The sequence below is a fragment of the Sodalis sp. RH22 genome, from assembly GCF_047324165.1.
Lineage (GTDB): Bacteria > Pseudomonadota > Gammaproteobacteria > Enterobacterales > Enterobacteriaceae > Acerihabitans.
On the sequence record NZ_CP178731.1, the window covers coordinates 2,646,963 to 2,673,103 of the forward strand.

At 55.1% G+C, this 26,141-nt stretch carries 19 protein-coding genes, 3 tRNA genes, 3 rRNA genes, 1 pseudogene and 1 other annotated feature; of the genes and pseudogenes, 9 read left to right on the plus strand and 17 right to left on the minus strand.

Going from position 1 to position 26,141, the window contains the following annotated elements; genetic code table 11:
• The first annotated feature begins 524 nt into the window (after nt 1-524).
• On the plus strand, nt 525-908 hold the full coding sequence (gene hpxZ, locus ACL2XN_RS12145; RefSeq protein WP_410016293.1) for an oxalurate catabolism protein HpxZ: 384 nt from the start codon (nt 525-527) through the stop codon (nt 906-908).
• A gap of 47 nt (nt 909-955) precedes the next feature.
• Here the strand turns inward: hpxZ and puuE are convergent, their stop codons facing one another.
• On the minus strand, nt 956-1,942 hold the full coding sequence (gene puuE / locus ACL2XN_RS12150) for an allantoinase PuuE (protein ID WP_413722192.1): 987 nt from the start codon (nt 1,940-1,942) through the stop codon (nt 956-958).
• Between the two features lie 238 nt (nt 1,943-2,180).
• Between puuE and ACL2XN_RS12155 the strand changes: the two genes are divergently transcribed.
• On the plus strand, nt 2,181-2,564 hold the full coding sequence (locus ACL2XN_RS12155) for a tautomerase family protein (protein ID WP_410016295.1): 384 nt from the start codon (nt 2,181-2,183) through the stop codon (nt 2,562-2,564).
• A 155-nt stretch (nt 2,565-2,719) separates the two neighbouring features.
• On the opposite strand, the gene ACL2XN_RS12160 is transcribed toward ACL2XN_RS12155, so the two are convergent.
• Together ACL2XN_RS12160 and dnaQ are read right to left on the minus strand one after the other, a co-directional pair.
• Nucleotides 2,720-2,796, minus strand: a tRNA-Asp gene (locus ACL2XN_RS12160).
• Between the two features lie 135 nt (nt 2,797-2,931).
• Nucleotides 2,932-3,699, minus strand: a complete 768-nt coding sequence (gene dnaQ / locus ACL2XN_RS12165) for a DNA polymerase III subunit epsilon (RefSeq protein WP_410016296.1) — start codon at nt 3,697-3,699, stop codon at nt 2,932-2,934.
• On the opposite strand from dnaQ, the pseudogene rnhA reads away from it, so the two are divergent.
• Nucleotides 3,644-4,212: pseudogene (gene rnhA / locus ACL2XN_RS12170) on the plus strand (ribonuclease HI). The gene dnaQ and the pseudogene rnhA sit on opposite strands and share 56 nt — an antisense overlap.
• 8 nt (nt 4,213-4,220) lie before the next feature.
• Here the strand turns inward: rnhA and ACL2XN_RS12175 are convergent.
• A complete protein-coding gene (locus ACL2XN_RS12175; protein WP_410016297.1) occupies nt 4,221-4,931 on the minus strand; it encodes a class I SAM-dependent methyltransferase in 711 nt (236 codons plus the stop codon).
• 49 nt (nt 4,932-4,980) lie between these two features.
• Here ACL2XN_RS12175 and gloB point away from each other — a divergent pair, with 49 nt between their 5' ends.
• Together gloB and mltD are read left to right on the plus strand one after the other, a co-directional pair.
• Nucleotides 4,981-5,733 carry a hydroxyacylglutathione hydrolase gene (gene gloB / locus ACL2XN_RS12180; RefSeq protein ID WP_413730896.1) on the plus strand — a complete coding sequence of 251 codons (753 nt, stop codon included), beginning with the start codon at nt 4,981-4,983 and terminating at the stop codon, nt 5,731-5,733.
• A 71-nt stretch (nt 5,734-5,804) separates the two neighbouring features.
• Nucleotides 5,805-7,208 (plus strand): murein transglycosylase D, encoded by a 1,404-nt coding sequence (gene mltD / locus ACL2XN_RS12185; protein WP_410016299.1) that lies wholly within the window; start codon nt 5,805-5,807, stop codon nt 7,206-7,208.
• Between the two features lie 72 nt (nt 7,209-7,280).
• Here mltD and ACL2XN_RS12190 read toward each other — a convergent pair whose 3' ends face one another.
• The 9 genes from ACL2XN_RS12190 to rluD form a co-directional block, all read right to left on the minus strand.
• A complete protein-coding gene (locus tag ACL2XN_RS12190) occupies nt 7,281-8,126 on the minus strand; it encodes an endonuclease/exonuclease/phosphatase family protein (RefSeq protein WP_410016300.1) in 846 nt (281 codons plus the stop codon).
• A gap of 405 nt (nt 8,127-8,531) precedes the next feature.
• Nucleotides 8,532-8,608, minus strand: a tRNA-Asp gene (locus ACL2XN_RS12195).
• 113 nt (nt 8,609-8,721) lie between these two features.
• Nucleotides 8,722-8,837 (minus strand): 5S ribosomal RNA (gene rrf, locus ACL2XN_RS12200).
• A gap of 230 nt (nt 8,838-9,067) precedes the next feature.
• Nucleotides 9,068-11,981 (minus strand): 23S ribosomal RNA (locus ACL2XN_RS12205).
• 315 nt (nt 11,982-12,296) lie between these two features.
• Nucleotides 12,297-12,372: transfer RNA gene (locus tag ACL2XN_RS12210), tRNA-Glu, on the minus strand.
• Between the two features lie 114 nt (nt 12,373-12,486).
• Nucleotides 12,487-14,029, minus strand: a 16S ribosomal RNA gene (locus ACL2XN_RS12215).
• Together the 16S, 23S and 5S rRNA genes with 2 tRNA genes alongside form the textbook arrangement of a ribosomal RNA operon.
• Before the next feature lie 558 nt (nt 14,030-14,587).
• On the minus strand, nt 14,588-17,161 hold the full coding sequence (clpB, locus tag ACL2XN_RS12220) for an ATP-dependent chaperone ClpB (RefSeq protein WP_410016301.1): 2,574 nt from the start codon (nt 17,159-17,161) through the stop codon (nt 14,588-14,590).
• A 129-nt stretch (nt 17,162-17,290) separates the two neighbouring features.
• On the minus strand, nt 17,291-18,022 hold the full coding sequence (yfiH, locus tag ACL2XN_RS12225; protein WP_413722189.1) for a purine nucleoside phosphorylase YfiH: 732 nt from the start codon (nt 18,020-18,022) through the stop codon (nt 17,291-17,293).
• Between the two features lie 2 nt (nt 18,023-18,024).
• Nucleotides 18,025-18,999 (minus strand): 23S rRNA pseudouridine(1911/1915/1917) synthase RluD, encoded by a 975-nt coding sequence (gene rluD, locus ACL2XN_RS12230; protein WP_410016303.1) that lies wholly within the window; start codon nt 18,997-18,999, stop codon nt 18,025-18,027.
• 130 nt (nt 19,000-19,129) lie between these two features.
• On the opposite strand from rluD, the gene bamD reads away from it, so the two are divergent.
• The 4 genes from bamD to pheA all read left to right on the plus strand — a co-directional run bounded on the left by bamD (nt 19,130) and on the right by pheA (nt 21,973).
• The gene (gene bamD / locus ACL2XN_RS12235; protein ID WP_410016304.1) at nt 19,130-19,861 is read left to right on the plus strand and encodes an outer membrane protein assembly factor BamD; all 732 of its coding nucleotides are present in this window, start codon (nt 19,130-19,132) and stop codon (nt 19,859-19,861) included.
• Between the two features lie 313 nt (nt 19,862-20,174).
• A complete protein-coding gene (gene raiA / locus ACL2XN_RS12240; protein ID WP_410016305.1) occupies nt 20,175-20,510 on the plus strand; it encodes a ribosome-associated translation inhibitor RaiA in 336 nt (111 codons plus the stop codon).
• 154 nt (nt 20,511-20,664) lie between these two features.
• Nucleotides 20,665-20,790: a sequence feature (Phe leader region), on the plus strand.
• Entirely contained in the window at nt 20,666-20,713 is a 48-nt protein-coding gene (locus ACL2XN_RS12245) for a hypothetical protein (RefSeq protein ID WP_218586196.1), read from the plus strand. (Overlaps the previous feature by 48 nt.)
• Before the next feature lie 25 nt (nt 20,791-20,815).
• Nucleotides 20,816-21,973, plus strand: a complete 1,158-nt coding sequence (gene pheA / locus ACL2XN_RS12250) for a bifunctional chorismate mutase/prephenate dehydratase (protein ID WP_410016306.1) — start codon at nt 20,816-20,818, stop codon at nt 21,971-21,973.
• 67 nt (nt 21,974-22,040) lie between these two features.
• On the opposite strand, the gene tyrA is transcribed toward pheA, so the two are convergent.
• From tyrA to trmD, 4 genes are all read right to left on the minus strand, one after another.
• A complete protein-coding gene (gene tyrA / locus ACL2XN_RS12255) occupies nt 22,041-23,162 on the minus strand; it encodes a bifunctional chorismate mutase/prephenate dehydrogenase (protein ID WP_410016307.1) in 1,122 nt (373 codons plus the stop codon).
• A 6-nt stretch (nt 23,163-23,168) separates the two neighbouring features.
• Nucleotides 23,169-24,245, minus strand: a complete 1,077-nt coding sequence (locus ACL2XN_RS12260) for a 3-deoxy-7-phosphoheptulonate synthase (protein WP_410016308.1) — start codon at nt 24,243-24,245, stop codon at nt 23,169-23,171.
• 690 nt (nt 24,246-24,935) lie between these two features.
• Nucleotides 24,936-25,286 carry a 50S ribosomal protein L19 gene (rplS, locus tag ACL2XN_RS12265; RefSeq protein WP_331123114.1) on the minus strand — a complete coding sequence of 117 codons (351 nt, stop codon included), beginning with the start codon at nt 25,284-25,286 and terminating at the stop codon, nt 24,936-24,938.
• A 66-nt stretch (nt 25,287-25,352) separates the two neighbouring features.
• Complete coding sequence (trmD, locus tag ACL2XN_RS12270; protein ID WP_413722187.1) at nt 25,353-26,105, minus strand: tRNA (guanosine(37)-N1)-methyltransferase TrmD; 753 nt, start codon at nt 26,103-26,105, stop codon at nt 25,353-25,355.
• Nucleotides 26,106-26,141: the final 36 nt, after the last annotated feature.

The following is a 26,141-nucleotide window of genomic DNA, read 5'->3' on the forward strand; positions in this document are numbered from 1 at the left end:
AGATGATCGCCGTCCGGCACAGCCCGCCGCTTCGCAGGCCGGCGCACCGCGCCGGGGCGGATGAGCGGCATAAAGAATGCGCCTGAACCGTAACGCTTGCCTGGATGGCGATAACTACTGCAACTGCCTTATGCAACTGCCCTGTGCAACTGCCGTGCCATGGTGCGGCCACGGTGGATTGCCGGCATTTGCGCGCCATAGCCTGCATAATGCGCCGGGCAAGATGCGCGCAATATCTATGGGGCGGCGACGCAACGGCATACTCTCCGGCAGGCAACGCACCATTACAGCGCAACATCACTCACCCGCGCACCAAAAAACCTCATTCGCCAGCGCACCATTGGCGTGCGTCTGCGCCCGCCCGGGCCGTGCCCCGCGGTTATATTGGAACGTCTCTTGCTTAATCCAGCATTGAGTAAAGATAATGATACCGGCGGACCCCGGCAATGTTACTCTAGCCGCTACCCCTGGGCACCGGAGCAGCGCGGCATTGTCAACGTGACCATAGCAAGAGTAAACGCAGCATGAAAAGTGAATATATCGATCGTCCGGCCATCCTGGCGGAAGTTAACGCCGCCTTTTACCAATATGAACAAGCGCTGATCACGAATGATGTCGCCACGCTCGACGAGCTGTTCTGGCACGATCCCCGCACCGTCAGGTACGGCGCCGGTGAAAACCTGTACGGTATCGAGGCCATCCAGGCTTTCCGGGCGGCGCGGTCGCCGGCGGGCCTGGATCGGGTGTTGCAAAATACGGCCATCACCACCTTTGGCGATGATTTGGCGGTGGCCTGCACCGAATTTACCCGCTCTGGCAACGATAAGATCGGTCGTCAAACCCAGACCTGGGTCAAACTGGCCTGCGGCTGGCGCATTGTCGCCGCGCATATCAGCCAGATGAGCTGAAACGGCCCTCCCCGCGCTTGGCCGGTCGAGAGCGCGCGGGAGGGATTTCAGGCCGGTTTATCTTCCGGCGTGGTATGCCCGGCCGCGAAAGGATGATGGGTTATCCAGTGATCGGCGATGTCCTGCCGGCGGCAAATCCAGACCCGCTCATGCTGCTGCACATAATCCAGGAAACGCTGCAGGGCACGGAAACGTCCTGGCCGCCCGAGTATCCGGCAATGCATCCCCACCGACATCATTTTCGGCGACGTTTCCCCTTCCGCGTACAACACGTCAAAGCTGTCTTTAAGATAAGTGAAAAATTGCTCGCCGCTGTTAAATCCCTGCGGCGTGTTAAACCGCATATCGTTCGCCTCGAGGGTATAAGGGATGATCAGATGCGGTTTTACCGAGCCGTCCGTACAGGCCACCTGAGTCCAAAAGGGCAAGTCGTCGCCATAATAATCGCTGTCGTAGAGAATGCCGCCATGTTCCACCACCAGCCTGCGGGTATTGGGACTATCACGGCCGGTATACCAGCCCAGCGGCGTCTTGCCGAACAGTTCGGTTAACGTGTCTATCGCCTGCTGCATATGCTGGCGCTCGGTTTTGGCGTCCATCCCCTGATAATGCAGCCAGCGCCAGCCATGGCTGACCACATCGTAACCCGCGCCTTTGATGGCCTCGACCACCGCGGGATTACGCGCCAACGCCATAGCTACGCCGAACACGGTCAGCGGCAACCCGCGCCGTTCAAACTCCTGCTGGATGCGCCAGAAACCGGCACGGGATCCGTACTCATATAAAGATTCCATGGACATATGGCGCTCGGGGTAGCTTGCCGCGCCGATAATATCCGACAGAAACTGCTCGGATCCCGTATCGCCATGCAATACGCTGTTTTCGGAACCTTCTTCGTAATTCAGCACGAACTGCACTGCTATGCGGGCCTGTTCCGGCCAGGCGGCGTGAGGAGGCTTGCCGGCATAACCGATCAGGTCGCGCGGATAGTTTTTATTAAACGAAAAACTTTTTTTGTCGGTCGCTTCACTCATGATCAGTTCCTTTTAAAGATCCGGTGTCTAAGTTTAGTCTGCAAAAAGGCGCGGATAGTTCTCTCACCAGCAGAAATACCACCGCCTGCCCACCCGCCATCCGCTACGGCACTGCCGGTATACCCTCCGGGGAACGTGCTCTTGCATGGCGTGGGGTCATACCCTACTATTGCTGCATTCGCGGCCATGGATAGTCGGATGGCCGGATATTCTTCAATTTTGCCGTGGAGTGAACGTTATGCCGCTGGTTCGTATCGATATCAAGAAAAATCCCGACCCGACCTATATTGGCCGGGTGGGTAAAGTCGTTTATCAGGCGATGAAAAGCGCCATCAATGTGCCCGAACATGATAATTTCCAGATTCTCGGCGAGCACGACGGCGATCATTTTATTTATGATGCCGGTTACCTCGGCATTAACCGTACGGATAAGCTGGTCATCATCCAGATTACCCTGAATGAGGGCCGCAGCATCGAGCAGAAAAAATCGCTCTACAAAACCATTGCCGGTGGACTGCGCGAGGCGCTGGGCGTATCGCCCGAGGATGTGTTTATTAATCTTATCGAAGTAAAGAAAGAGAATTGGTCGTTTGGCAACGGCATTGCCCAATACGCAGGCTGACGGGCGCCTAGATTATTATCGTGACATCGCGCGGCGCCTGAAACACGCCGCGCTATCGCAAAAGAGGTTAACCAGAAACACGCCGCGCGCTCGCCAAGGGTGTTAAAAAACAACATGGGCCGCAGCGTAAACGCAGCAGCCCATTGGGAATTAGTTGGCGGTGTGGACGGGACTCGAACCCGCGACCCCCGGCGTGACAGGCCGGTATTCTAACCGACTGAACTACCACACCGCACATGTGCTTTGTCGGGAAAGCGAGGCGAATAGTACGGTCAGCGCCGGTCGTCGTCAATGCTTTTCACCCGGCAATATGTTGTTTGGCGATTATTTGGACATAACGTTGTTTATTCAGCCGGAATAGCGGATATCAGTGTGTTTGCTCTTCGCTTTCCGGTCGCCACAAACAGCTGCCGCCCTTTTTCTTCACCAGGTCGAGCCGTGATTCATGCGCCGCCATTTCCTCCTCGCTGGCATAAATAACCTTTAGCTGCGACTGCGCGCGCACCACCCGCTGAATATTCTCGCCGCCGTCAGCGTTGCGCCGCCCGCTCTCCCCTTCCATGGAAAAACGCATCGACGTCTGCCCGCCGGTCATGGCCAGGTACACTTCCGCCAGGATTTCGGCGTCAAGCAAGGCGCCGTGCAGGGTACGCTTGGTATTATCGATCAAATAACGATCGCAAAGCGCATCCAGGCTGTTGCGTTTGCCCGGGAAGAGTTTACGCGCCAGGAACAGGCTATCGGTGACTTTACAGAAGGTATCGGTTTTGCCGATCCCGCGGTTAAGCTTGCCGAACTCGTAATCCATAAAGCCGATATCGAAGGGCGCGTTATGGATGACCAGCTCGCCGCCGCGGATAAACTCGATAAATTCGTCCGCCACCTGCTCAAACGTGGGTTTATCCGCCAGGAATTCATCGCTGATGCCATGGATATTATAGGCTTCCGGGTCGACCAGCCGATCCGGCTTCAGGTAAACATGGAAGTGCCTGCCGGTAAGCCGACGGTTGATGACCTCGACCGCGCCGATCTCGATGATCTTATGACCTTCGTAATGAACCCCCAGTTTGTTCATACCGGTGGTTTCAGTATCCAGAACAATCTGGCGCGTAATTCCAGTGCCCGTTGCGTTCATTTATGTCAGACTTGGTTTTTTTAACATGAAGGTAGTCTACCAGAGATGCAGAAACAGGTAGAAATTTTCACCGATGGATCTTGTCTGGGCAATCCCGGCCCGGGCGGATACGGTGCCATACTGCGCTATAAGCAGCATGAAAAAATATTCAGCGCCGGTTACCGGCTTACCACCAACAACCGCATGGAACTCATGGCGGCCATTGTCGCGCTGGAGGCGCTTAAAGACCCCTGCGAAGTGGTTATCAGCACCGATAGCCAGTATGTACGCCAGGGCATTACCCAATGGATTCATAACTGGAAAAAGCGCGGCTGGAAAACTGCCGAAAAGAAACCGGTCAAAAATGTTGATCTGTGGCAGCGGCTGGATTTAGCTATCCAAACCCATGTCCTGCGCTGGGATTGGGTAAAGGGCCATGCCGGCCATCCGGAAAACGAACGCTGCGACGAGCTTGCCCGCAGCGCGGCGTGCAATCCGGCGTTCGACGATATCGGTTACCAGCCGGAAAAATAGCGGGCGCATCAGTTGCTCCGGCTGGCGGCGCCTACCGTGCGCCGGAGCGACGCCTTGAGGGTTTTGCTTTTCAGGGGATTGAGCGTGAGCGGGAAGGTACGTTTGCGCGCGACAATCATGCTCAGGCATCCAATAGCGGGCAGATGCTCGCTCAACAGACGCCCGCCCCGGCGACGCCACGGCAGCACCTGGAAACGCGAACGGTGCATCACTTCAAAATTCAGCACGCTAAGCCAGTCCAGTAACCGCATCTGGGTATACATCCGGCTGCGATAGGGCTGCCGGCGCTGCACGATTGGGCAGAGTTTGCCGATGCCCAGCAGACTCACCGGGTTGAACGTGGTAATAATCAGCCAGCCGTCATCAATCAACACCCGGTCGATTTCCCGCAGCAGACGGTGCGGATCCGAGGTGTAGGACAGCGTGTGGGCCAGCAGGCAGGCGTCGGTGGATTTGTTGGCGAACGGCAATTGAAAGGGATCGGCGATGACGTCCAGGTTATCACCTTTGATGCCGACATTGACCTGATGTGAAATAGCGCATTCACTGGTATCGATGTCCCCGCTGAGCGCGCCTATTTTAATGAGATGAAAACCGAATAATTTGGGCCACCAGGGCAACAGGCTGGTCTCCAGCGCCCGACGGTAGTTAGCTCCGTATGGGAGGTCATCCCATGAGGTTGGCGCGATGATAGGCTGCGTAATTTGCGCTGGTTTCATGTTTGACTATCTTCTAAGTGCCATAAGAAAAAATGAACAGAGGTGATCAATGAATCTTATCAGTATTCCCGCGTTTGCGGATAATTACATTTGGCTTTTGCATAACGACGCCCAGGAATGCATTATCGTCGACCCCGGCGAGTCGGCGCAGGTCATCGCTGAACTGACCGCCAGGCGCCTGACGCTGAAAGCTATCTTTTTAACCCATCACCACCAGGATCATGTGAGCGGCGTGCCGGAGCTGCGCCGGCATTTCGATGTCCCGGTCTATGGACCGCAGGAGACCGCCGCCAAGGGCGCCGACCATATTGTCGGGGAAAACGATCGGGTGGAAGCGCTTAATATGTCCTTTTCCGTGCTGGCCTTGCCCGGCCACACATTAGGACATATCGGATTTTATAGCGCGCCCTATTTATTTTGTGGCGACACGGTATTTTCCGCCGGCTGCGGGCGTTTATTCGAAGGCACGCCAAAGCAAATGTATGAGTCTTTTCAAAAAGTTAAACAACTACCACCCGAGACATTGCTCTGCGCCGCGCATGAGTATACTTTAGCCAATCTGGCCTTTGCGCGGTCGATATTACCCGAAGATACAACGATCGCCGCTTATGAGCGTGAAATTAAGCAGTTACGGGCAAAAAACCAAGCCAGCCTGCCCTCAAAACTACATTTAGAGGGTAAAATTAACCTATTCTTACGTTGCCATGACATTGATTTACAAAGAAAGTTAGACCCACATCATGCACTGCACGAGGAATGGCGTATTTTTGCCTTATTACGGGAGAAGAAGGATCATTTCTGAAGGTTTAGGTTGTAATGTCGGAATGTTCAAAGTATTATTGCTTGTCTTTTAAGCAACTATTGACATACAGAATGAAGACTCATGCGATCTTAATCGCCTCGGTCTTGCTCGTGGGTTGTCAGTCGTCCAGGTCGGCCGACTCACCTCCCGAACAGCATGCACAGAGTGTTTCTTCGGCAGGTCAAGGTGAAGCAGGAAAGTACACAGACGGCCGAGCGATCTCGGCGCGATGGCTTGGAGATTCAAGCCTCGCGCAGCCTGATTTGTGGAACTTCATTAGCGACGAGCTGAAGATGCAGATACCGGAAAACGCCCGGATCCGCGAGCAAAAAAAGCGTTATTTAAGTAATAAGAGCTATCTCCACGATGTAACATTACGGGCAGAGCCGTACATGTACTGGATTGTCGAGCAGATTAAGCAACGAAAAATGCCGATGGAACTGGTACTGCTACCCATAGTGGAGAGCGCTTTTGACCCTAAGGCAACATCCGCCTCAAACGCGGCTGGCCTTTGGCAGATTGTGCCCACAACTGGCAGGAATTATGGCCTAAAGCAAAACCAATGGTATGACGGTCGTCGCGATGTCGTCGCGTCCACCACCGCTGCACTCGATATGATGCAACGTCTCAATCGCATGTTCGACGGTGATTGGTTGTTGACGATTGCTGCTTATAACAGCGGTGAAGGACGGGTCATTCAGGCGATGAAATCCAATAAAGCGAAGGGGAAACCCACCGATTTTTGGGCACTGTCATTGCCGCGCGAGACCACTATCTATGTGCCGAAAATGCTTGCGCTTAGTAATATTATTAAGAATAGCAAACAATACGGCGTCGCCCTGCCGAAAAGCAATGACGACCGCGCTTTAGCGCGCGTGGAAGTGGGTCAGCAAATAGGTTTGAGCCAGGCGGCGGAAATGTCGGGTTTGTCGTTAACGAAGCTGAAAAGCTTCAATACCGGCTACAAGCGTAACGTAACCGCGCCAAACGGCCCGCATTACATTATGTTGCCCAAAGCCCACGCCACACAGCTGAGGGATTCGCTGGCGGTAGGCGACATCGCAGCGGTGCAGCAATCCACCCAGTTGGCGGATACGGCAGTCAGCGGCGCGAAATACCAGGTACGTTCCGGAGATACCTTGTCGGGCATTGCCAAACGTCTGAATGTGAAGGCGAGCGACTTGTTGAAATGGAACAACCTGCGTACCAGCAGCAGCCTGAAAGTCGGGCAAACATTGCAGGTGGCGGACAATAGCCTCGGCGGCAAAGCCGGACAGGCGCTGCCGGTGGCCAATAACGGCGGCAGCATCACCTACCGGGTACGTAAGGGTGATTCTTTGTCCAGCATTGCCAAACGGCACGGTGTCGATATACAGGACGTCAAGCGCTGGAACGGCGCGCTGGATAATGCCGGCACCTTGCAGCCAGGCCTGAAGCTGACGTTGTTTGTCAACGGCAAAGCCACCGACTCCTGACGGGTTACGGCACATAAAAAAACAAGCACCGCGGTGCTTGTTTTTTTTATGCCTGGATCATGCCCCGCTCACCTAACCGGCATTCGGTATTCCGACGATTTTGGTTTCCGGCACCGATTTATCGGTGCGCTTATGGGGTTCAAACTCAACCAGCAGCGGATTATGATCCGAGGCCTGCGTGACCAGTACCGATGCCTCGGTGACTTTCAGCCCCCGGTAAAACACAAAATCCAGCGGACGGCCAAAAGCGCGGCGGCGCTGATCGTCGATAAACTTCACTTCGCGCAACGTCATCCGATCGGCAAAACGATATAAAGCCGTAATCCGCTGCCGGCTCCAGGCATTAAAATCACCCGCCATGATCACCGGTCCCTGATGATTCAGGATTTGCTCGCCAATCGGCCCCAGCTGCTTGCTGTAGACGTCCACGCCCAGGCTGAAGTTAACCGCATGGATATTGACCACCATCATCAGTTGCCCGTCATACAGGGGATAAACGGTGACCAGGGCGGATTTCGCCAAACGCAGCAGCGGTTCCCGCTCGCGCAGCGGGCAACAATAAACCGGATGTGCCGCGGACAATGTCATGACACCCGACGGATGCTGCGGAAATATCAGTGCCGGCACCTGGTCGGTCGCCAGATAATTTGATGTAGCAAACCTCACCAGCTCCGGCGTGGTTTGTGCCTCCTGCAATAATACCAGTTGGGCATCCTTGCCGAACCCTTGCAGCACGGAGAGCCAATCAGCACGCTGCTGTTTGTAGATGTTCCAGACCATTACCCGCAATAGCTTGGATCCCGGCAACGGCTCGCCGGGAGGCAACGCTTGACCAAGGCGACTGAAGGCAAGTGGGGGGAAAATACGCTCAACCGGCTGTCCCGCAACATACCTGACTGAATATGTTTTTTTTGCCACGGTTACCGCCTATTTAACTGTTTCTTTTGCGTCTGTGTCATGATTAATGGATTCATTTGGACAGCTATTTTTTATCCACAGACATTGTTACGATCATGATCTTTTATAGAATGTTTAATTTTTAAATTCAACGCCGAAGCACAATACGGCATCGGTTTCACTCATTGTACCATAAAATTTGTTTTAACCGGGGCCATGCGCCTGTTTGCCCCGCCGCCTAACGATTTGCCTGTTATTAATGGGCCGCATTAATTAGTCAAAGATCTATGATAAATAATGATTTTACCCTGGAGTTTGCCCAGCGGGGATAGTGCGTGAGGAAGGGAAAATATTTGTCGTGAGATAGCAGGGGTAACATCAGGCATAAAAAAAACCCTGAACATATGTTCAGGGCCTTATTTAGGGTGGCGGTGCGGACGGGACTCGAACCCGCGACCCCCGGCGTGACAGGCCGGTATTCTAACCGACTGAACTACCGCACCACGATTCGGTACTACACCCAAACATAACATTTGCGGGGTCAACGCATGTTAAAACCGTTTGCGGTGCTTGACCAACGCCTTTCGCTTCGCTCAAGGTATTGGTCTTAATGGATGCCTGGCAGTTCCCTACTCTCGCATGGGGAGACCCCACACTACCATCGGCGCTACGGCGTTTCACTGCTGAGTTCGGCATGGGGTCAGGTGGGACCACCGCGCTAGTGCCGCCAGGCAAATTTCTCGTCTCATCCTGAGACTCGCCCTGCGGGCCAGCGCTGTGCGCTGTACAAAATCGCTCCCGGCGATTTTGTCATTTCCCCTGTGCAAGGCCAACGCTCCGCGTTGTTGACAACCCGTCAATATCTCGACCGGTTGTGTTTAATACTTTCCGTTACAAGCTGAAAATTCTCTCGCCACCCCTGGGGGCAACGCTCTCTTTGCGTCAAACACTTTAGGTGTTGTAAGGTTAAGCCTCACGGGTCATTAGTATCGGTTAGCTCAACGCATCGCTGCGCTTACACACCCGACCTATCAACGTCATCGTCTTTAACGTCCCTTCAGGTGGCTTAAAGCCACAGGGAAGACTCATCTCGAGGCAAGTTTCCCGCTTAGATGCTTTCAGCGGTTATCTCTTCCGCACGTAGCTACCGGGCAATGCCATTGGCATGACAACCCGAACACCAGTGGTGCGTCCACTCCGGTCCTCTCGTACTAGGAGCAGCCCCTCTCAATCTTCCAACGCCCACGGCAGATAGGGACCGAACTGTCTCACGACGTTCTAAACCCAGCTCGCGTACCACTTTAAATGGCGAACAGCCATACCCTTGGGACCTACTTCAGCCCCAGGATGTGATGAGCCGACATCGAGGTGCCAAACACCGCCGTCGATATGAACTCTTGGGCGGTATCAGCCTGTTATCCCCGGAGTACCTTTTATCCGTTGAGCGATGGCCCTTCCATTCAGAACCACCGGATCACTAAGACCTGCTTTCGCACCTGCTCGAGCCGTCACTCTCGCAGTCAAGCTAGCTTATGCCTTTGCACTAACCTCACGATGTCCGACCGTGATTAGCTAACCTTCGTGCTCCTCCGTTACTCTTTAGGAGGAGACCGCCCCAGTCAAACTACCCACCAGACACTGTCCTCGACCCGGATTACGGGCCGGAGTTAGAACATCAAACATTAAAGGGTGGTATTTCAAGGTTGGCTCCATGCAGACTGGCGTCCACACTTCAAAGCCTCCCACCTATCCTACACATCAAGGCTCAATGTTCAGTGTCAAGCTATAGTAAAGGTTCACGGGGTCTTTCCGTCTTGCCGCGGGTACACTGCATCTTCACAGCGAGTTCAATTTCACTGAGTCTCGGGTGGAGACAGCCTGGCCATCATTACGCCATTCGTGCAGGTCGGAACTTACCCGACAAGGAATTTCGCTACCTTAGGACCGTTATAGTTACGGCCGCCGTTTACCGGGGCTTCGATCAAGAGCTTCTCCTTACGGATAACCCCATCAATTAACCTTCCGGCACCGGGCAGGCGTCACACCGTATACGTCCACTTTCGTGTTTGCACAGTGCTGTGTTTTTAATAAACAGTTGCAGCCAGCTGGTATCTGCGACTGGCTTCAGCTCGGGGAGCAAGTCCCTCCACCTAATGCCAGCGTGCCTTCTCCCGAAGTTACGGCACCATTTTGCCTAGTTCCTTCACCCGAGTTCTCTCAAGCGCCTTGGTATTCTCTACCTGACCACCTGTGTCGGTTTGGGGTACGATTCGATGTGACCTGGAGCTTAGAGGCTTTTCCTGGAAGCGTAGCATCAATTCCTTCACCACCGTAGTGGCTCGTTATCACGCCTCAGTGTTGAATGAAAAAGCGGATTTACCTGCTCTTTCCACCTTCACGCTTAAACCGGGACAACCGTCGCCCGGCGAACCTAGCTTTCTCCGTCCCCCCTTCGCAGTCACACCCAGTACAGGAATATTAACCTGTTTCCCATCGACTACGCCTTTCGGCCTCGCCTTAGGGGTCGACTCACCCTGCCCCGATTAACGTTGGACAGGAACCCTTGGTCTTCCGGCGAGCGGGCTTTTCACCCGCTTTATCGTTACTTATGTCAGCATTCGCACTTCTGATACCTCCAGCAGCCCTCACAGGCCACCTTCGCAGGCTTACAGAACGCTCCCCTACCCAACAATACCCGAAGGTATCGCTGCCGCAGCTTCGGTGCATGGTTTAGCCCCGTTACATCTTCCGCGCAGGCCGACTCGACCAGTGAGCTATTACGCTTTCTTTAAATGATGGCTGCTTCTAAGCCAACATCCTGGCTGTCTATGCCTTCCCACATCGTTTCCCACTTAACCATGACTTTGGGACCTTAGCTGGCGGTCTGGGTTGTTTCCCTCTTCACGACGGACGTTAGCACCCGCCGTGTGTCTCCCGTGGTAACATTCTTCGGTATTCGCAGTTTGCATCGGGTTGGTAATCCGGGGTGGACCCCTAGCCGAAACAGTGCTCTACCCCCGAAGATGAATTCACGAGGCGCTACCTAAATAGCTTTCGGGGAGAACCAGCTATCTCCCGGTTTGATTGGCCTTTCACCCCCAGCCACAAGTCATCCGCTAATTTTTCAACATTAGTCGGTTCGGTCCTCCAGTTAGTGTTACCCAACCTTCAACCTGCCCATGGCTAGATCACCGGGTTTCGGGTCTATACCCTGCAACTTAACGCCCAGTTAAGACTCGGTTTCCCTACGGCTCCCCTATTCGGTTAACCTTGCTACAGAATATAAGTCGCTGACCCATTATACAAAAGGTACGCAGTCACCCTGATAAATCAAGGCTCCCACTGCTTGTACGTACACGGTTTCAGGTTCTATTTCACTCCCCTCGCCGGGGTTCTTTTCGCCTTTCCCTCACGGTACTGGTTCACTATCGGTCAGTCAGGAGTATTTAGCCTTGGAGGATGGTCCCCCCATCTTCAGACAGGATATCACGTGTCCCGCCCTACTCATCGAGCTCACAGCACTTGCACCTTCGGATACGGGGCTATCACCCTGTGTTGCCGGACTTTCCAGACCGTTCTCCTGATACAAATGCTGATGGTGACTCTGGGCTGTTCCCCGTTCGCTCGCCGCTACTAGGGGAATCTCGGTTGATTTCTTTTCCTCGGGGTACTGAGATGTTTCAGTTCCCCCGGTTCGCCTCAATACGCTATGGATTCACGTAATGATAGTGCAACGAATTGCACTGGGTTTCCCCATTCGGACATCGCCGGCTGATAGCGCTTCATATCAGCTCACCGGCGCATTTCGCGGATTAGCACGTCCTTCATCGCCTCTGACTGCCTAGGCATCCACCGTGTACGCTTATTCACTTAACCTCACAACCCTAAAGTGTCTTCGGAATGGCTGCGAAAGGCCCCTGCCGGTGTTGCGCGGTGCTCGCCATGCTCATGGACATACAGTCCACTCCGCTGGCTGCGCGCCGTGCGCCTTGGCCGGGACTTTCTCGCTCATCCCTCAACAAGGGCGCCATCGACACGGCGACCTTATTAGGTTTGCTTGCTTTGAGAGAATCGCATACTGATTTTGCTCAGCATGTTTTTTTTCAAATTTTCAGCTTGTTCCGGATTGTTAAAGAGCATGTATTTCGCAGCATACTCATAAGAGTGTGCTCTGAAATAGACAGCGGGATATGGCGTCCCCTAGGGGGTTCGAACCCCTGTTACCGCCGTGAAAGGGCAGTGTCCTAGGCCACTAGACGAAGGGGACAAAGATAGGATCACGAAGCAGTGCTGCTTCGCAAAAAAAACCATACGAGCTGTTTGCTCATTACAGTTATCAGACAATCTGTGTGGACACTACACAATCTAGTATCTATTTCGGTAAGGAGGTGATCCAACCGCAGGTTCCCCTACGGTTACCTTGTTACGACTTCACCCCAGTCATGAATCACAAAGTGGTAAGCGCCCTCCCGAAGGTTAAGCTACCTACTTCTTTTGCAACCCACTCCCATGGTGTGACGGGCGGTGTGTACAAGGCCCGGGAACGTATTCACCGTGGCATTCTGATCCACGATTACTAGCGATTCCGACTTCATGGAGTCGAGTTGCAGACTCCAATCCGGACTACGACGCACTTTGTGAGGTCCGCTTGCTCTCGCGAGTTCGCTTCTCTTTGTATGCGCCATTGTAGCACGTGTGTAGCCCTACTCGTAAGGGCCATGATGACTTGACGTCATCCCCACCTTCCTCCGGTTTGTCACCGGCAGTCTCCTTTGAGTTCCCACCATTACGTGCTGGCAACAAAGGATAAGGGTTGCGCTCGTTGCGGGACTTAACCCAACATTTCACAACACGAGCTGACGACAGCCATGCAGCACCTGTCTCAGAGCTCCCGAAGGCACGTTCGCATCTCTGCAAACTTCTCTGGATGTCAAGAGTAGGTAAGGTTCTTCGCGTTGCATCGAATTAAACCACATGCTCCACCGCTTGTGCGGGCCCCCGTCAATTCATTTGAGTTTTAACCTTGCGGCCGTACTCCCCAGGCGGTCGATTTAACGCGTTAGCTCCGAAAGCCACGGCTCAAGGCCACAACCTTCAAATCGACATCGTTTACAGCGTGGACTACCAGGGTATCTAATCCTGTTTGCTCCCCACGCTTTCGTACCTGAGCGTCAGTCTTCGTCCAGGGGGCCGCCTTCGCCACCGGTATTCCTCCAGATCTCTACGCATTTCACCGCTACACCTGGAATTCTACCCCCCTCTACGAGACTCTAGCCTGCCAGTTTCAAATGCAGTTCCCGGGTTAAGCCCGGGGATTTCACATCTGACTTAACAGACCGCCTGCGTACGCTTTACGCCCAGTAATTCCGATTAACGCTCGCACCCTCCGTATTACCGCGGCTGCTGGCACGGAGTTAGCCGGTGCTTCTTCTGCGGGTAACGTCAATCAACAAGGTTATTAACCTTATCGCCTTCCTCCCCGCTGAAAGTGCTTTACAACCCGAAGGCCTTCTTCACACACGCGGCATGGCTGCATCAGGCTTGCGCCCATTGTGCAATATTCCCCACTGCTGCCTCCCGTAGGAGTCTGGACCGTGTCTCAGTTCCAGTGTGGCTGGTCATCCTCTCAGACCAGCTAGGGATCGTCGCCTAGGTGAGCCATTACCTCACCTACTAGCTAATCCCATCTGGGTTCATCCGATGGCGTGAGGCCCGAAGGTCCCCCACTTTGGTCTTGCGACGTTATGCGGTATTAGCTACCGTTTCCAGTAGTTATCCCCCACCATCAGGCAGATCCCCAGACATTACTCACCCGTCCGCCGCTCGCCGGCAAAGTAGCAAGCTACTTTCCGCTGCCGCTCGACTTGCATGTGTTAGGCCTGCCGCCAGCGTTCAATCTGAGCCATGATCAAACTCTTCAATTAAAAGCTTGATGCTCAAAGATTGTCATACTGTTAATCTTATGAATTAACTGTTTGTTCACTCTTCAAGACTTGGTATTTTTGTGTTTCGATACGGTCTTGTGAGTGCCCACACAGATTGTCTGATAAATTGTTAAAGAGCATGGCCAGCGTGATAACAAAACTCACCCGGCGCGGGTTGCGTATATTACGCTTTCCCGTTGAAGAGTCAAGCTTTTATTTGCCCGTACCGGGCGCTTTTCCCTTCCCGACCCGGCGTCGCGTTAGCGTTTGTTCCCGGTCAGTGGAGGCGCATTATAGGGACTTTCTCGCAGGTGACAAGGGCTATTTCGAAAAAAAATTTCAAGTGCTCAATATTAGCGCAAAACGTGGGTAAACGGCGTTTTATCCAGCCCGCAGAAGGCGCGGTCAAGCGGCCGGGGTCAAGCCAAGCATCACGGGGACGGTGGCGATCGATACGGATATGAATGCCCGGTGCGACCAAACAGCAGGCCGGACATAGTAAAAAAGCCCCGCCGTGAACACGGCGGGGCTTTTTTGCCAGGTTATTGCGATATGCGGTTATTGCCTGGCCACGATATGGCCGTTTTCCACTTCCAGCCGGATGGGGACGCCCGGGATAAGCGTACCTGACAACATCTGCTGCGACAGCGGGTTTTCTATTTCCTGCTGGATAGCGCGTTTCAGCGGCCGCGCGCCGTATACCGGATCGAACCCCTCCTCGCTGAGCAGCGCCAGCGCCTCGGCGCTCAGCGTCATGCTGTAGCCGCGATCTTCCAGCCGTTTGTACAGACGCTGCAGCTGGATTTGCGCGATTTCAGCGATATGCTCGCGACCCAGGGGATGGAAGACCACCACTTCATCGACCCGGTTAATGAATTCCGGACGGAAATGATGGCTGACCACACCCAGCACCATATCTTTCATTTCCTGATAGTTCATCTGGCCAAACCGCTCCTGGATAATATCGGACCCCAGGTTGGAGGTCATGATCACCACCGTATTGCGGAAATCCACCGTACGCCCCTGACCGTCGGTTAAGCGCCCGTCGTCCAGCACCTGCAGCAGGATATTGAACACATCGGGATGCGCCTTTTCGATTTCATCGAGCAGGATAACCGAATAAGGGCGGCGGCGAACGGCTTCCGTCAGATAACCGCCTTCCTCATAACCGACATATCCCGGAGGCGCGCCCACCAGCCGCGAAACAGAGTGCTTCTCCATAAATTCCGACATGTCGATACGTACCATGGCGTCGTCGCTGCTAAACAAGAAGGTCGCCAACGCTTTGCACAGCTCGGTTTTACCCACCCCGGTCGGACCGAGGAACATAAACGAACCGATGGGCCGGTTGGGGTCCGCCAATCCGGCGCGGCTGCGCCTGATGGCGTTGGACACGGCCTCCACCGCCTCGTTCTGGCCGATGACCCGATGGTGCAGTTCCTGTTCCATGCGCACCAGTTTGTCACGTTCGCTTTCCAGCATGCGCGAGACCGGAATACCGGTCCAGCGCGCCAGGACTTCGGCAATCTCAACATCGGTGACCCGGTTGCGCAGCAGGCGCATGGTTTTGCCTTCCGCCTGGGCCGCCGCCGCCAACTGTTTTTCCAGTTCGGGGATCTTACCGTACTGTAATTCGGACATGCGCGCCAAATCACCTACCCGCCTGGCCTGCTCAATGGAAAGCTTCGCCTGCTCCAGCTCCGCTTTCAGGGACTGGGTACCGGAAAGCGAGGCTTTTTCGGCTTTCCACTCTTCTTCCAGTTCGGAATACTCCCGTTCCTTCTGCGACAGTTCGGCTTCCAGCATCTCCAGCCGTTTGATGCTGGCGTCGTCGGATTCCTTCTTCAGCGCCTGTTGCTCAAGCTTAAGCTGGATAATACGCCGTTCAAGACGGTCCAGCGCCTCCGGTTTGGAATCCATTTGAATACGGATGCTGGAGGCCGCTTCGTCTATCAGGTCGATAGCCTTATCCGGCAGTTGCCGATCGGAAATATAGCGATGGGACAGCGTCGCCGCGGCCACGATGGCCGGGTCGGTGATCTGCACATGGTGATGCAGCTCATAGCGTTCTTTCAGGCCGCGCAGGATGGCGATGGTATCCTCCACGCTCGGTTCGGCGACAAATACTTTCTGGAACCGGCGCTCCAGCGCGGCGTCCTTCTCGATATACTGCCGGTACTCATTGAGCGTAGTGGCGCCGACGCAATGCAGCTCGCCGCGCGCCAGCGCGGGTTTAAGCATATTGCCGGCATCCATCGCCCCGTCGGCTTTACCGGCGCCGACCATGGTATGCAGCTCATCGATAAACAGGATAATGTGGCCTTCCTGTTTCGACAGATCGCTCAGCACCCCTTTCAGGCGTTCCTCGAACTCCCCGCGATATTTTGCCCCGGCCACCAGCGAGCCCATGTCCAATGACAGCACCCGGCTGTTTTTCATGCCTTCGGGCACTTCGCCGTTAATGATACGCTGCGCCAGTCCTTCGACGATGGCGGTTTTACCCACCCCCGGCTCGCCGATTAACACCGGATTATTCTTGGTGCGGCGCTGCAGGACCTGGATCGTGCGCCGGATTTCCTCGTCACGGCCGATAACCGGGTCCAGTTTGCCGAGCTCCGCCCGCTCGGTCAGATCGATGGTATATTTTTTTAATGCCTGCCGTTGATCTTCGGCACCTTGATCGTTCACGTTGTCCCCGCCCCGCATTTGCTCGATAGCCTGGGTGATTTTTTCCGTGCTCGCGCCGGCTGATTTGAGCAAATCCGCCAGGGTCCCGCGCGAATCGAGCGCCGCCAGCACGAACAGTTCGGACGAAATAAAACTATCGGCGCGTTTTTGCGCCAGTTTGTCGCACAGGTTCAGTACCCGCACCAGATCCTGGGAAGGCTGCACGTCGCCGCCGGTGCCTTCCACCTGGGGCAGGCGCTCGATGGCTTTTTCAATCTCGGTGCGCAACGGCCCGGGGTTGATGCCCGCGGATTGCAGCAACGGACGCACCGTGCCGCCCTCCTGGTTAAGCAAGGCCTGCATGACGTGAAGCGGTTCGATAAATTGATTGTCGCGCCCAAGCGCTAGTGATTGAGCGTCGGCGAGGGCAAGCTGGAATTTATTGGTAAGACGATCCAAGCGCATAACTCCTCCCATATTGGTCAAAATTGCTACTGGAGATTAAATAAGGTCGTTTATTTAAAATTCAAGGATATTTCGCCAAATAAGTGGGAGATACCGCTTATCCGCCATGGACCGTCTTGGTGAAAGAGATTATATCAGCCAGACCAAAGTTGCCATACGTCCAGTGACACCATCGCGCCGATAGGAGAAATATGATGCTGCCTGGGTCACAGTACAGCGATCCCCGCCATAGATCTGGCCAACGCCGGCGGCGCGCAGCCGCAATCGGGCCAGGTGATAGATATCGGCGAGATATTTATCGCCATGGGGAAGAAAAGCGTCCGCGGCCTGCGGATCCCGGTCAACAAACGCCGCCTTAACCTCAGCGCCGACCTCAAACGAGGCCGGGCCGATGGCCGGTCCAAGCCAGGCCATGATCGAACCGGCGTCGGCATGGAATCCCGCCAGCGTATTTTCCAGGATGCCGGCGCATAAACCCCGCCAGCCCGCATGGGCGGCCGCCACCTCCGTGCCGGCGCGATCGCAGAACAGCACCGGCAGACAATCGGCGGTCATGATCGCGCAGACCTGCCCGATCTCGCGGGTATAGGCCGCATCGGCCTGGTTAAGCGCCGGCGCGTCCCCGGTCAGCGTAGCGACGTCGGTGCCATGGACCTGTTGCAGCCAGCGCGGCGCGGCGGGCAGTCCCGCCAGCGCAATCAGCCGTTGCCGGTTTTCCGCCACCGCGTCCGCATCGTCGCCGACATGATCGCCCAGGTTAAGCGAGTCGTAGGGCGGATGGCTTACCCCGCCACGGCGGGTGGTGGAACAGGCGCGCACGTTGGCGGGCGCGGGCCAGTCGGGGACGATCGGCCGGCTCATGGTTATTCCATCTGCTCGTTGGCCATCGCGACGTCCGCCTGCATCGCGGCGATCAAATCCACCATATCCTGCGGCAGCGGCGCATGCCATTCCATTTCAATGGAGGTGATGGGATGATACAGGCGCAACATGGTGGCATGGAGCGCCTGGCGATCGAAGCCGCGCAACAGTGCGACAAAGGCGTCGGAGGCGCCTTTGGGCGGACGCGGCCGGCCGCCGTATAAAGGGTCGCCCACCAGAGGATGGTTGATATGCGCCATATGCACCCGGATCTGATGGGTGCGGCCGGTTTCCAGCCGCAGCCGCAGACGGGTATGCACACGGAAATGCTCCATGATGCGATAATGGGTGACCGCGGGTTTGCCCATCGGGCTCACCGCCATATGGGTACGCTTGCTGGGATGGCGGGAAATCGGCTGCTCCACCGTGCCGCCGGCGGTCATATTGCCGATGGCCACCGCTTCATATTCACGGGTAATTTCCCGCGCCTGCAGGGATTCCACCAGCCGGGTCTGCGCCGGAACCGTCTTGGCGACCACCATCAGCCCGGTGGTATCCTTATCCAGGCGATGGACGATGCCGGCCCGGGGAACTTCGGCAATCGGCGGAAAATAATGCAGCAACGCGTTCAGGATAGTGCCGTCGGCATTGCCGGCGCCGGGATGCACCACCAAATCGCGGGGTTTATTCAGCACCATGATATCGTCGTCTTCATAGACGATATTCAGGGCGATATCCTGGGCCGCCCAGCGCGTGTCCTCTTCAAGAACCGCATTGATTTCAATGTTTTCTCCTCCCAGCACCTTTTCTTTCGGCGTTGGGAGCACGATCCCGTTAACCTGGACCAGTCCATCCAGAATCCAGACTTTTATGCGCGATCGGGAATAATCAGGGAACATTTCGGCCAAAGCCTGATCTAATCGTTGCCCGAGTTGTGATTCATTCACCACACCGGTGAGTAGTAGTTGTTGTGCCATATGCAGCTTCTTCGTTATCAAAGGGTTTTCACGGCAATGCCGTTTAGAATAATATGCTATTGTAGCTGGTCTCATTCGGGAGCTTAACGGACAGTCTCCCGGAATAACACTCGAGGATAAGCAAAACGTCATGATGCGTATGAAATATCTGGTGGCAGCAGCCACATTGAGCCTGATGCTGGTCGGTTGCTCCAGTTCCAAGGATCCCGTTCCGGATAATCCGCCCGCCGAGATTTATGCTTCCGCACAGCTCAAATTGCAGGACGGCAACTATAAGGGAGCCATCAGGGAACTGGAAGCACTGGATAACCGCTATCCGTTCGGTCCCTATGCGCAGCAGGTTCAGCTTGACTTGATTTATGCCTATTATAAATCGGCGGATCTCACTTTAGCCCAAGCCTCGATCGATCGCTTTCTGCGCCTGAATCCGACGCATCCAAACGTCGACTATGTCCTCTACATGCGTGGCCTGACAGATATGGCGCTGGACGACAGCGCATTGCAAGGGTTCTTCGGCGTGGATCGTTCCGACCGCGACCCGGAGCATGCCCGCGCGGCCTATCGTGATTTTACGCAACTGGTTCGCGGCTATCCGAACAGTCAGTATGCCACGGATGCCGGCAAACGTCTGGTTTATCTGAAGGATCGCCTGGCCAAGTATGAGCTGGCCGTCGTACAGTTTTACACCAAACGCGGCGCCTATGTCGCGGTGGTCAACCGGGTCGAGCAGATGCTGCGTGATTTCCCCGACGCCCAGGCCACACGCGACGCGCTGCCTTTGATGCAAAATGCTTACCGGCAGTTGCAGCTTCAGGGACAGGCCGACAAAGTGGCAAAAGTCATCAGCGCCAATCCAGCCTGATTACCGGCGCACGCCGACAACGAAATCCCGGTAGCTTCGGCTACCGTTTTTTTTGGTCAGGACGGGGCATTAAAAAGGAAATTGGGGAGGGCTTGGGCGGGATAAATCGACAGGACGCCACCTGACTTATCCATTCGATAATGCCCCATTCATCCGCAACACTCAAGCCTTGCGCCCGCTTTAGCGCGAGGGTGTCACAAAACCTGTGATCGCCCGCTCAACCCCGAAAAATAAGTGACATAAATCACACTTTCCCGTCATTCTGGGGGTATGCTTAAATTACGTAGACGGAAATAGGTAGAGAGGTAGTGATATGATTATCAATATTACCAGTAAGCAAATGGATATTACTCCGGCCATTCGTCAACATGCGGAAGAACGCCTGGCTAAACTGGCTAAATGGCAGACCCAACTGATAAATCCTCATATAATCCTCTCCAAGCAACCTCAGGGATTTGTGGCCGATGCCACCCTCAATACGCCTAACGGGCAATTAGTCGCCAGCGCCAGCAACCAGGACATGTATGCTGCCATCAACGAACTGATTACCAAGCTGGAACGCCAGCTCAATAAGGTACAGCATAAGGGCGAAGCCCGCCGCGCCGCGGAATGCGTCAAGACCGCCGCGACAAACATTGTCGAAGAATAACCGCATGCCGGCCAGGCGATGATCCCATCCCGGCAGCGGGCAGGCCTGGATAGCCGATACAACGATCATAACGCGCCTTAATGGCGCGTTTTATATTGACAGAATGAAAAGCCAGCGGTTACTGTAAGCCTCCGGATAACTACAAAGTCGATACCATGCATACCACACCGTTTTTCTTCGCCTTCTTTTTTATCTTCCCCTGAACGGGAGGCCGTCGTCCTATGAGAAAGAATACGAAGACGAACAAAAAAGCCTCCTGAAAACAGGAGGCTTTTTTTATGACCGATTGAAAGGTAGCTAACAACATGAGCGACAACCCATTATTGGCACTGCGCGAACGCATCAGCGCACTGGATTTAAAGCTGTTATCACTGCTGGCGGAAAGACGCGGGCTGGCGCTCGACGTGGCGCGCAGCAAATTAACCACCCACCGTCCCATCCGCGATAAGGAACGTGAACGGATGCTGCTGGAACACCTGGTCACGGAAGGCAAAAAACTCAATCTCGACGGATTTTATATTACGCGGCTGTTTCAGCTGATTATCGAAGATTCCGTGCTGACCCAGCAGGCACTGTTGCAATCCAACCTGAACCAAACCCTGGAGCGCTCGGCACGCGTCGCTTTTTTGGGGCCGAAAGGCTCTTATTCACATCTGGCCGCGCGGCAATACGGCGCACGCTATTTTGATCAGGTGGTGGAATGCGGTTGCCAGAAGTTTCCCGACATCATCCAGATGGTGGAGACCGGCCAGGCCGATTATGGCGTGCTGCCCATTGAAAACAGCAGCTCAGGATCCATTAACGACGTCTACGACCTGCTGCAACATACCCATCTCTCCTTGGTGGGGGAACTGACCAATCCCATCGATCACTGTATGCTGGTCACCGGCGAGAGCAGTCTCGACCAAATAGAGGTGGTGTATAGCCATCCGCAGCCGTTCCAGCAGTGCAGCCAGTTTATCAGCCGCTATCCGCAGTGGAAGATTGAGTATTGCGAAAGCACCGCCGCCGCCATGGAAAAAGTGGCGGCGCTGCGCTCCCCGCATGCGGCGGCGCTCGGCAGCGGCCCTGGCGGCGCGTTGTACGGCCTGCAGGTGCTGGAACACAATCTGGCCAATCAACAGCAAAATTTCACCCGCTTTATTGTGCTGGCGCGCAAGGCCATTGACGTGTCCGAGCAGGTACCGGCCAAGACCACCCTGATTATGGCCACCGGCCAGCAGTCCGGCGCGCTGGTGGAGGCGCTGCTGGTGCTGCGCGATCAGGGTATTGTGATGACGCGGCTGGAGTCGCGGCCCATTCACGGCAATCCGCGCGAAGAGATGTTTTATATCGACGTACAGGCTAATTTACGCGGCGCGGCGATGCAAAAGGCGTTGATCGGGCTACAGGCCATCACCCGGTCGCTGAAAGTGCTGGGTTGCTACCCGTCGGAAAACGTGGTGCCGGTCGATCCACAATAAATCGCGCGCTCACTGGCGCTGACATGAAACGGGCCATATCACATGGCCCTGCGTTGGTTGAACCTGACTATTTGCGGATATCATTGGCCTGGCGCAGCAGCAAGCGACTTTCCTCCAGAAAGCTTTGGGCGTAGCGGCCGAACCAATGCTCTATCTTTTTAAAGCGGGCGATAAACGCCTGTTTATCCCCTTGCTCCAGCAAGGAAATGGCCTCGCCGAAGCGCTGGTAATAACGCTTAATCAGCGCCAGGTTACTTTCCGAGGACATAATAATGTCCGCATACAATTGCGGATCCTGGGCAAATAAGCGTCCGATCATCGCCAGCTCCAGGCGGTATATCGGCGACGACAAGGCCAGCAGCTGTTCCAGCTCGACATTCTCTTCCGCCAGGTGCATGCCATAAGCAAAGGTGGCGAAATGGCGCAGCGCCTGGATAAACGCCATATTCTGGTCGTGCTCCACGGCGCTGGTGCGGTGCAGCCGGGCGCCCCATACCTGGATTTGTTCCAGCAGCCATTGATAGGCCTCAGGCTGCCGGCCATCGCAATAGACTACCACCTGCTTGGCCAGGCTGCCGCTGTCGGGACCGAACATGGGATGCAGTCCCAAAACCGGCCCGTTATGGGCGGCCAGCATCGCTTGTAGCGGTGCGTTTTTTATCGACGCCAGATCCAGCAGGATACAGTCCTCCGGCAACGGCGGCAGGCGCTCAATGACCTCGACCGTCAGGTGGATTGGCACACTGACGATCACCATGCCCGCGTCCGCCAACAGTTCCGATGCCCGCGCCCAGTCATCCTGTTCCAGGATCCTGACCTGGTAACCGGAGAGCTGCAGCATTTTTTTAAACAGCCCGCCCATCTGGCCGCCGCCGCCGACAATCACCACCGGTCGCAGCTGCGGACAAAGCGATTTGAAACCCTTATCGTTTTCGCTGGAATAGGATTCGCGCATCACGCGTCTTAGCACATCCTCGATCAAATCAGGCGGCACACCCTGCGCCGCCGCCTCTTGCCGGCGCGACGCCAGCATGGCCGCCTCGCGATCGGGGGCATAAATCGGCAGACCGTAACGGCTTTTCACCTCGCCCACCTCGGCCACCAGCTGCAGCCGCCGGGCCAGCAAAGCTAATAAGGACTTATCCACTTCATCAATCTGATCCCGTAACGCGTTAAGCTCCGCTACCATACGCTCTTATTCTCCCGCCAGCCGTCCCGCCAGGACGCCGCGCAGTTCATTGTGCAGTTGTCGTAACAGTGTATCGGTACTTTGCCAATTGATACAGGCGTCCGTTACCGATACGCCATAGCGCATAGCGGCTCGGGGCTGCTCGGAGGACTGGTTGCCTTCGTGTATATGGCTTTCCAGCATCAGGCCGATAATGGAACGGTTTCCCGCCTTGATTTGCGCCAGCGCCGATTGCGCCACCTCGCCCTGGCGACGATAATCTTTATTGGAATTGCCATGGCTGCAATCAATCATCAGCGCCGCGTTAAGACCGGCCTTGGCCATCTGCTGTTCACAGTCGGCAATGTCGGCGGCATGGTAATTGGGCTGCTTGCCGCCGCGCAAAATGACGTGCCCGTCAGGATTACCGCGGGTTTGCAGTAGCGCTACCTGCCCCGCCTGGTTGATGCCCACAAAGCGGTGCGGCATGGCGGCGGCGCGCATGGCATTGATGGCGGTCGCCAGGCTGCCGTCGGTGCCGTTTTTAAAACCGACCGGCATCGACAGGCCGGAGGCCATTTCACGATGGGTCTGGGACTCGGTGGTGCGCGCGCCGATGGCGGACCAGCTGAACAGATCGCCAAGATACTGCGGGCTGTTCGGATCCAGCGCCTCGGTGGCCAGCGGCAGGCCCATGCGCACCAAATCCAGCAGCAGGCCGCGGGCAATTTTCAGGCCGGCCTCCACGTCGAAGGAGTTGTCCATGTACGGGTCGTTAATCAGGCCCTTCCAGCCCACGGTGGTGCGGGGTTTTTCGAAATAGACGCGCATAACGATATACAGCTGATCGCTCAGCTCCGCCGACAGTTCCGTCAGCCGCCGGGCATAGTCCAGCGCCGAATCCAGGTCATGGATGGAACAGGGGCCGCATACCACCAGCAGCCGGGGATCGCGGCCGTGGATAATATCGGCAATGGTTTGCCGCGCCGCGGCGATAGCCTGCTGCTCGGCATCGGTTAAAGGGAACTGCCGTTTTAGTTCTTCCGGCGTTATCATCACTTGTTCATCAAGGATATGAACATTATTGAGCGCGTCTTTTTGCATGAGAGAAGTCCTGACCAGAGGTTATTGCCGCGGGTCGCAAAAGCGTATTCCCGCTGCGTATGGGCTATACCATACCATGCTCCGTAAAGTTTTCAATCCATATGTGTAAATATTATGGTACCAATCGTATTCCTTTTTAGCATCCGCGTAAACGGGGCGATACCGCGCGAACACCGCCCTACTCCATCAAACAAAAAACCTTTATTTACAATATATTATAACAAATTTACCGCATAGGGTGATTTTACCCATCCTCTATGTGGACGTAAACTTCAGGCTAAAATCATTTTACTGTAAATATATATTTACGATAAACCCATTGAACAACGTGCCGCCGCGCACGCCGCAAAGTCAGATCGGAATCGGTGATCACCTTCGGCCACTCCCTTTAATCAGCTTTCGCCATCCGCTGCAAAACAGGAGTATTCCCGATAGCGCCGAAGGAATGTCTATCGTGCGCTAACGATATGGCGGGGTGAGGGTCCGGCAGCGCGCAAATCGACCCTGTCGATTGCCTGAGAGGCCTTAGCGCGGGACAGTGAAAACAGCACAGACGAGGATTACAGGTCGCTGGATCACGTAATGAACCAATACAGAAATTTTTTGCAGGGCAAGGTAAAAAAGAGAAAAAAGGCCGGCCTACCGGCCGGCCTTTGATAACTAAATGCTTTCGGATGTTGCGAAAGCGTACTAGGCGTTAAGACGTTCTTTGATACGCGCAGACTTACCAGTACGTTCACGCAGGTAATACAGTTTGGCCTGGCGCACGGCGCCACGGCGTTTAACCGTGATGCTGTCGATAACCGGTGAATGAGTCTGGAACACACGCTCAACACCTTCGCCATTGGAAATTTTGCGAACAGTGAATGCAGAATGCAGACCGCGGTTACGAATAGCGATAACCACGCCCTCGAATGCCTGCAGACGTTTTTTGCTGCCTTCAACAACCCATACCTTCACTTCCACGGAATCACCCGGACGGAATGCAGGTACGTCCTGCTTCATCTGTTCTTCTTCAATCTGTTTAATAATGTTGCTCATAATAGGTCTCTTACCCTAGGTAAACTGAGTGTTCGGGCTGTCAGCAACAAGGCTGGCATACCCCTATTAGTTTTGTCGCTCGGGCTGATATTCCCGTTGGAACTCAGCCAGCAACTTTGCTTGCTCGTCAGTCAGAGCTAGGCTTTCCAGAAGTTCAGGTCTTCTAAGCCAGGTACGGCCCAGTGACTGTTTCAAACGCCAGCGGCGTATCTGCGCATGGTTGCCCGACAGTAACACCGGCGGAACCTCCATGCCTGCCAACTCTTCGGGACGGGTATAGTGCGGACAGTCCAGCAAGCCCTCGGCGAAGGAGTCCTCCGCCGCCGAGGCCTCATGACCCAATACCCCCGGAATAAACCGGGAGACGGAATCAATCAGCGCCATGGCCGCCAATTCACCGCCGCTGAGCACATAATCACCGATTGACCATTCTTCATCAATTTCGGTGGCTATCAGCCGCTCGTCTATACCTTCATAACGGCCGCACACCAGAATCATCTTCGGGTTGGCGGCCAGCTCGCTCACACCTTGCTGATTGAGCTTACGTCCCTGCGGGGAAAGATAAATAACCTTCGCCCCGGCGCCTGCTTGTTTTTTTGCCTCGTGAATCGCGTCCCGCAAGGGCTGCACCATCATCAGCATGCCCGGTCCGCCGCCATACGGGCGTTCGTCCACGGTACGATGCCTGTCGTGCGTGAAATCACGCGGACTCCAGCACTGCATACTCAGCAGGCCGTTTTTCACTGCCCGGCCAGTTACCCCGTAATCAGTGATGGCGCGAAACATTTCGGGAAACAGGCTGATAACACCAATCCACATAACGCCGTTCCACCCATTATCACTGTTTTACCACCG

Coding starts and splice junctions, on each gene's coding strand:
- hpxZ (WP_410016293.1), top strand. CDS start 525: ATGAAAAGTGAATATATCGATCGTCCGGCCATCCTGGCGGAAGTTAAC.
- puuE (WP_413722192.1), bottom strand. CDS start 1,942: ATGAGTGAAGCGACCGACAAAAAAAGTTTTTCGTTTAATAAAAACTAT.
- ACL2XN_RS12155 (WP_410016295.1), top strand. CDS start 2,181: ATGCCGCTGGTTCGTATCGATATCAAGAAAAATCCCGACCCGACCTAT.
- dnaQ (WP_410016296.1), bottom strand. CDS start 3,699: ATGAACGCAACGGGCACTGGAATTACGCGCCAGATTGTTCTGGATACT.
- ACL2XN_RS12175 (WP_410016297.1), bottom strand. CDS start 4,931: ATGAAACCAGCGCAAATTACGCAGCCTATCATCGCGCCAACCTCATGG.
- gloB (WP_413730896.1), top strand. CDS start 4,981: ATGAATCTTATCAGTATTCCCGCGTTTGCGGATAATTACATTTGGCTT.
- mltD (WP_410016299.1), top strand. CDS start 5,805: ATGAAGACTCATGCGATCTTAATCGCCTCGGTCTTGCTCGTGGGTTGT.
- clpB (WP_410016301.1), bottom strand. CDS start 17,161: ATGCGCTTGGATCGTCTTACCAATAAATTCCAGCTTGCCCTCGCCGAC.
- yfiH (WP_413722189.1), bottom strand. CDS start 18,022: ATGAGCCGGCCGATCGTCCCCGACTGGCCCGCGCCCGCCAACGTGCGC.
- rluD (WP_410016303.1), bottom strand. CDS start 18,999: ATGGCACAACAACTACTACTCACCGGTGTGGTGAATGAATCACAACTC.
- bamD (WP_410016304.1), top strand. CDS start 19,130: ATGATGCGTATGAAATATCTGGTGGCAGCAGCCACATTGAGCCTGATG.
- raiA (WP_410016305.1), top strand. CDS start 20,175: ATGATTATCAATATTACCAGTAAGCAAATGGATATTACTCCGGCCATT.
- pheA (WP_410016306.1), top strand. CDS start 20,816: ATGAGCGACAACCCATTATTGGCACTGCGCGAACGCATCAGCGCACTG.
- tyrA (WP_410016307.1), bottom strand. CDS start 23,162: ATGGTAGCGGAGCTTAACGCGTTACGGGATCAGATTGATGAAGTGGAT.
- ACL2XN_RS12260 (WP_410016308.1), bottom strand. CDS start 24,245: ATGCAAAAAGACGCGCTCAATAATGTTCATATCCTTGATGAACAAGTG.
- rplS (WP_331123114.1), bottom strand. CDS start 25,286: ATGAGCAACATTATTAAACAGATTGAAGAAGAACAGATGAAGCAGGAC.
- trmD (WP_413722187.1), bottom strand. CDS start 26,105: ATGTGGATTGGTGTTATCAGCCTGTTTCCCGAAATGTTTCGCGCCATC.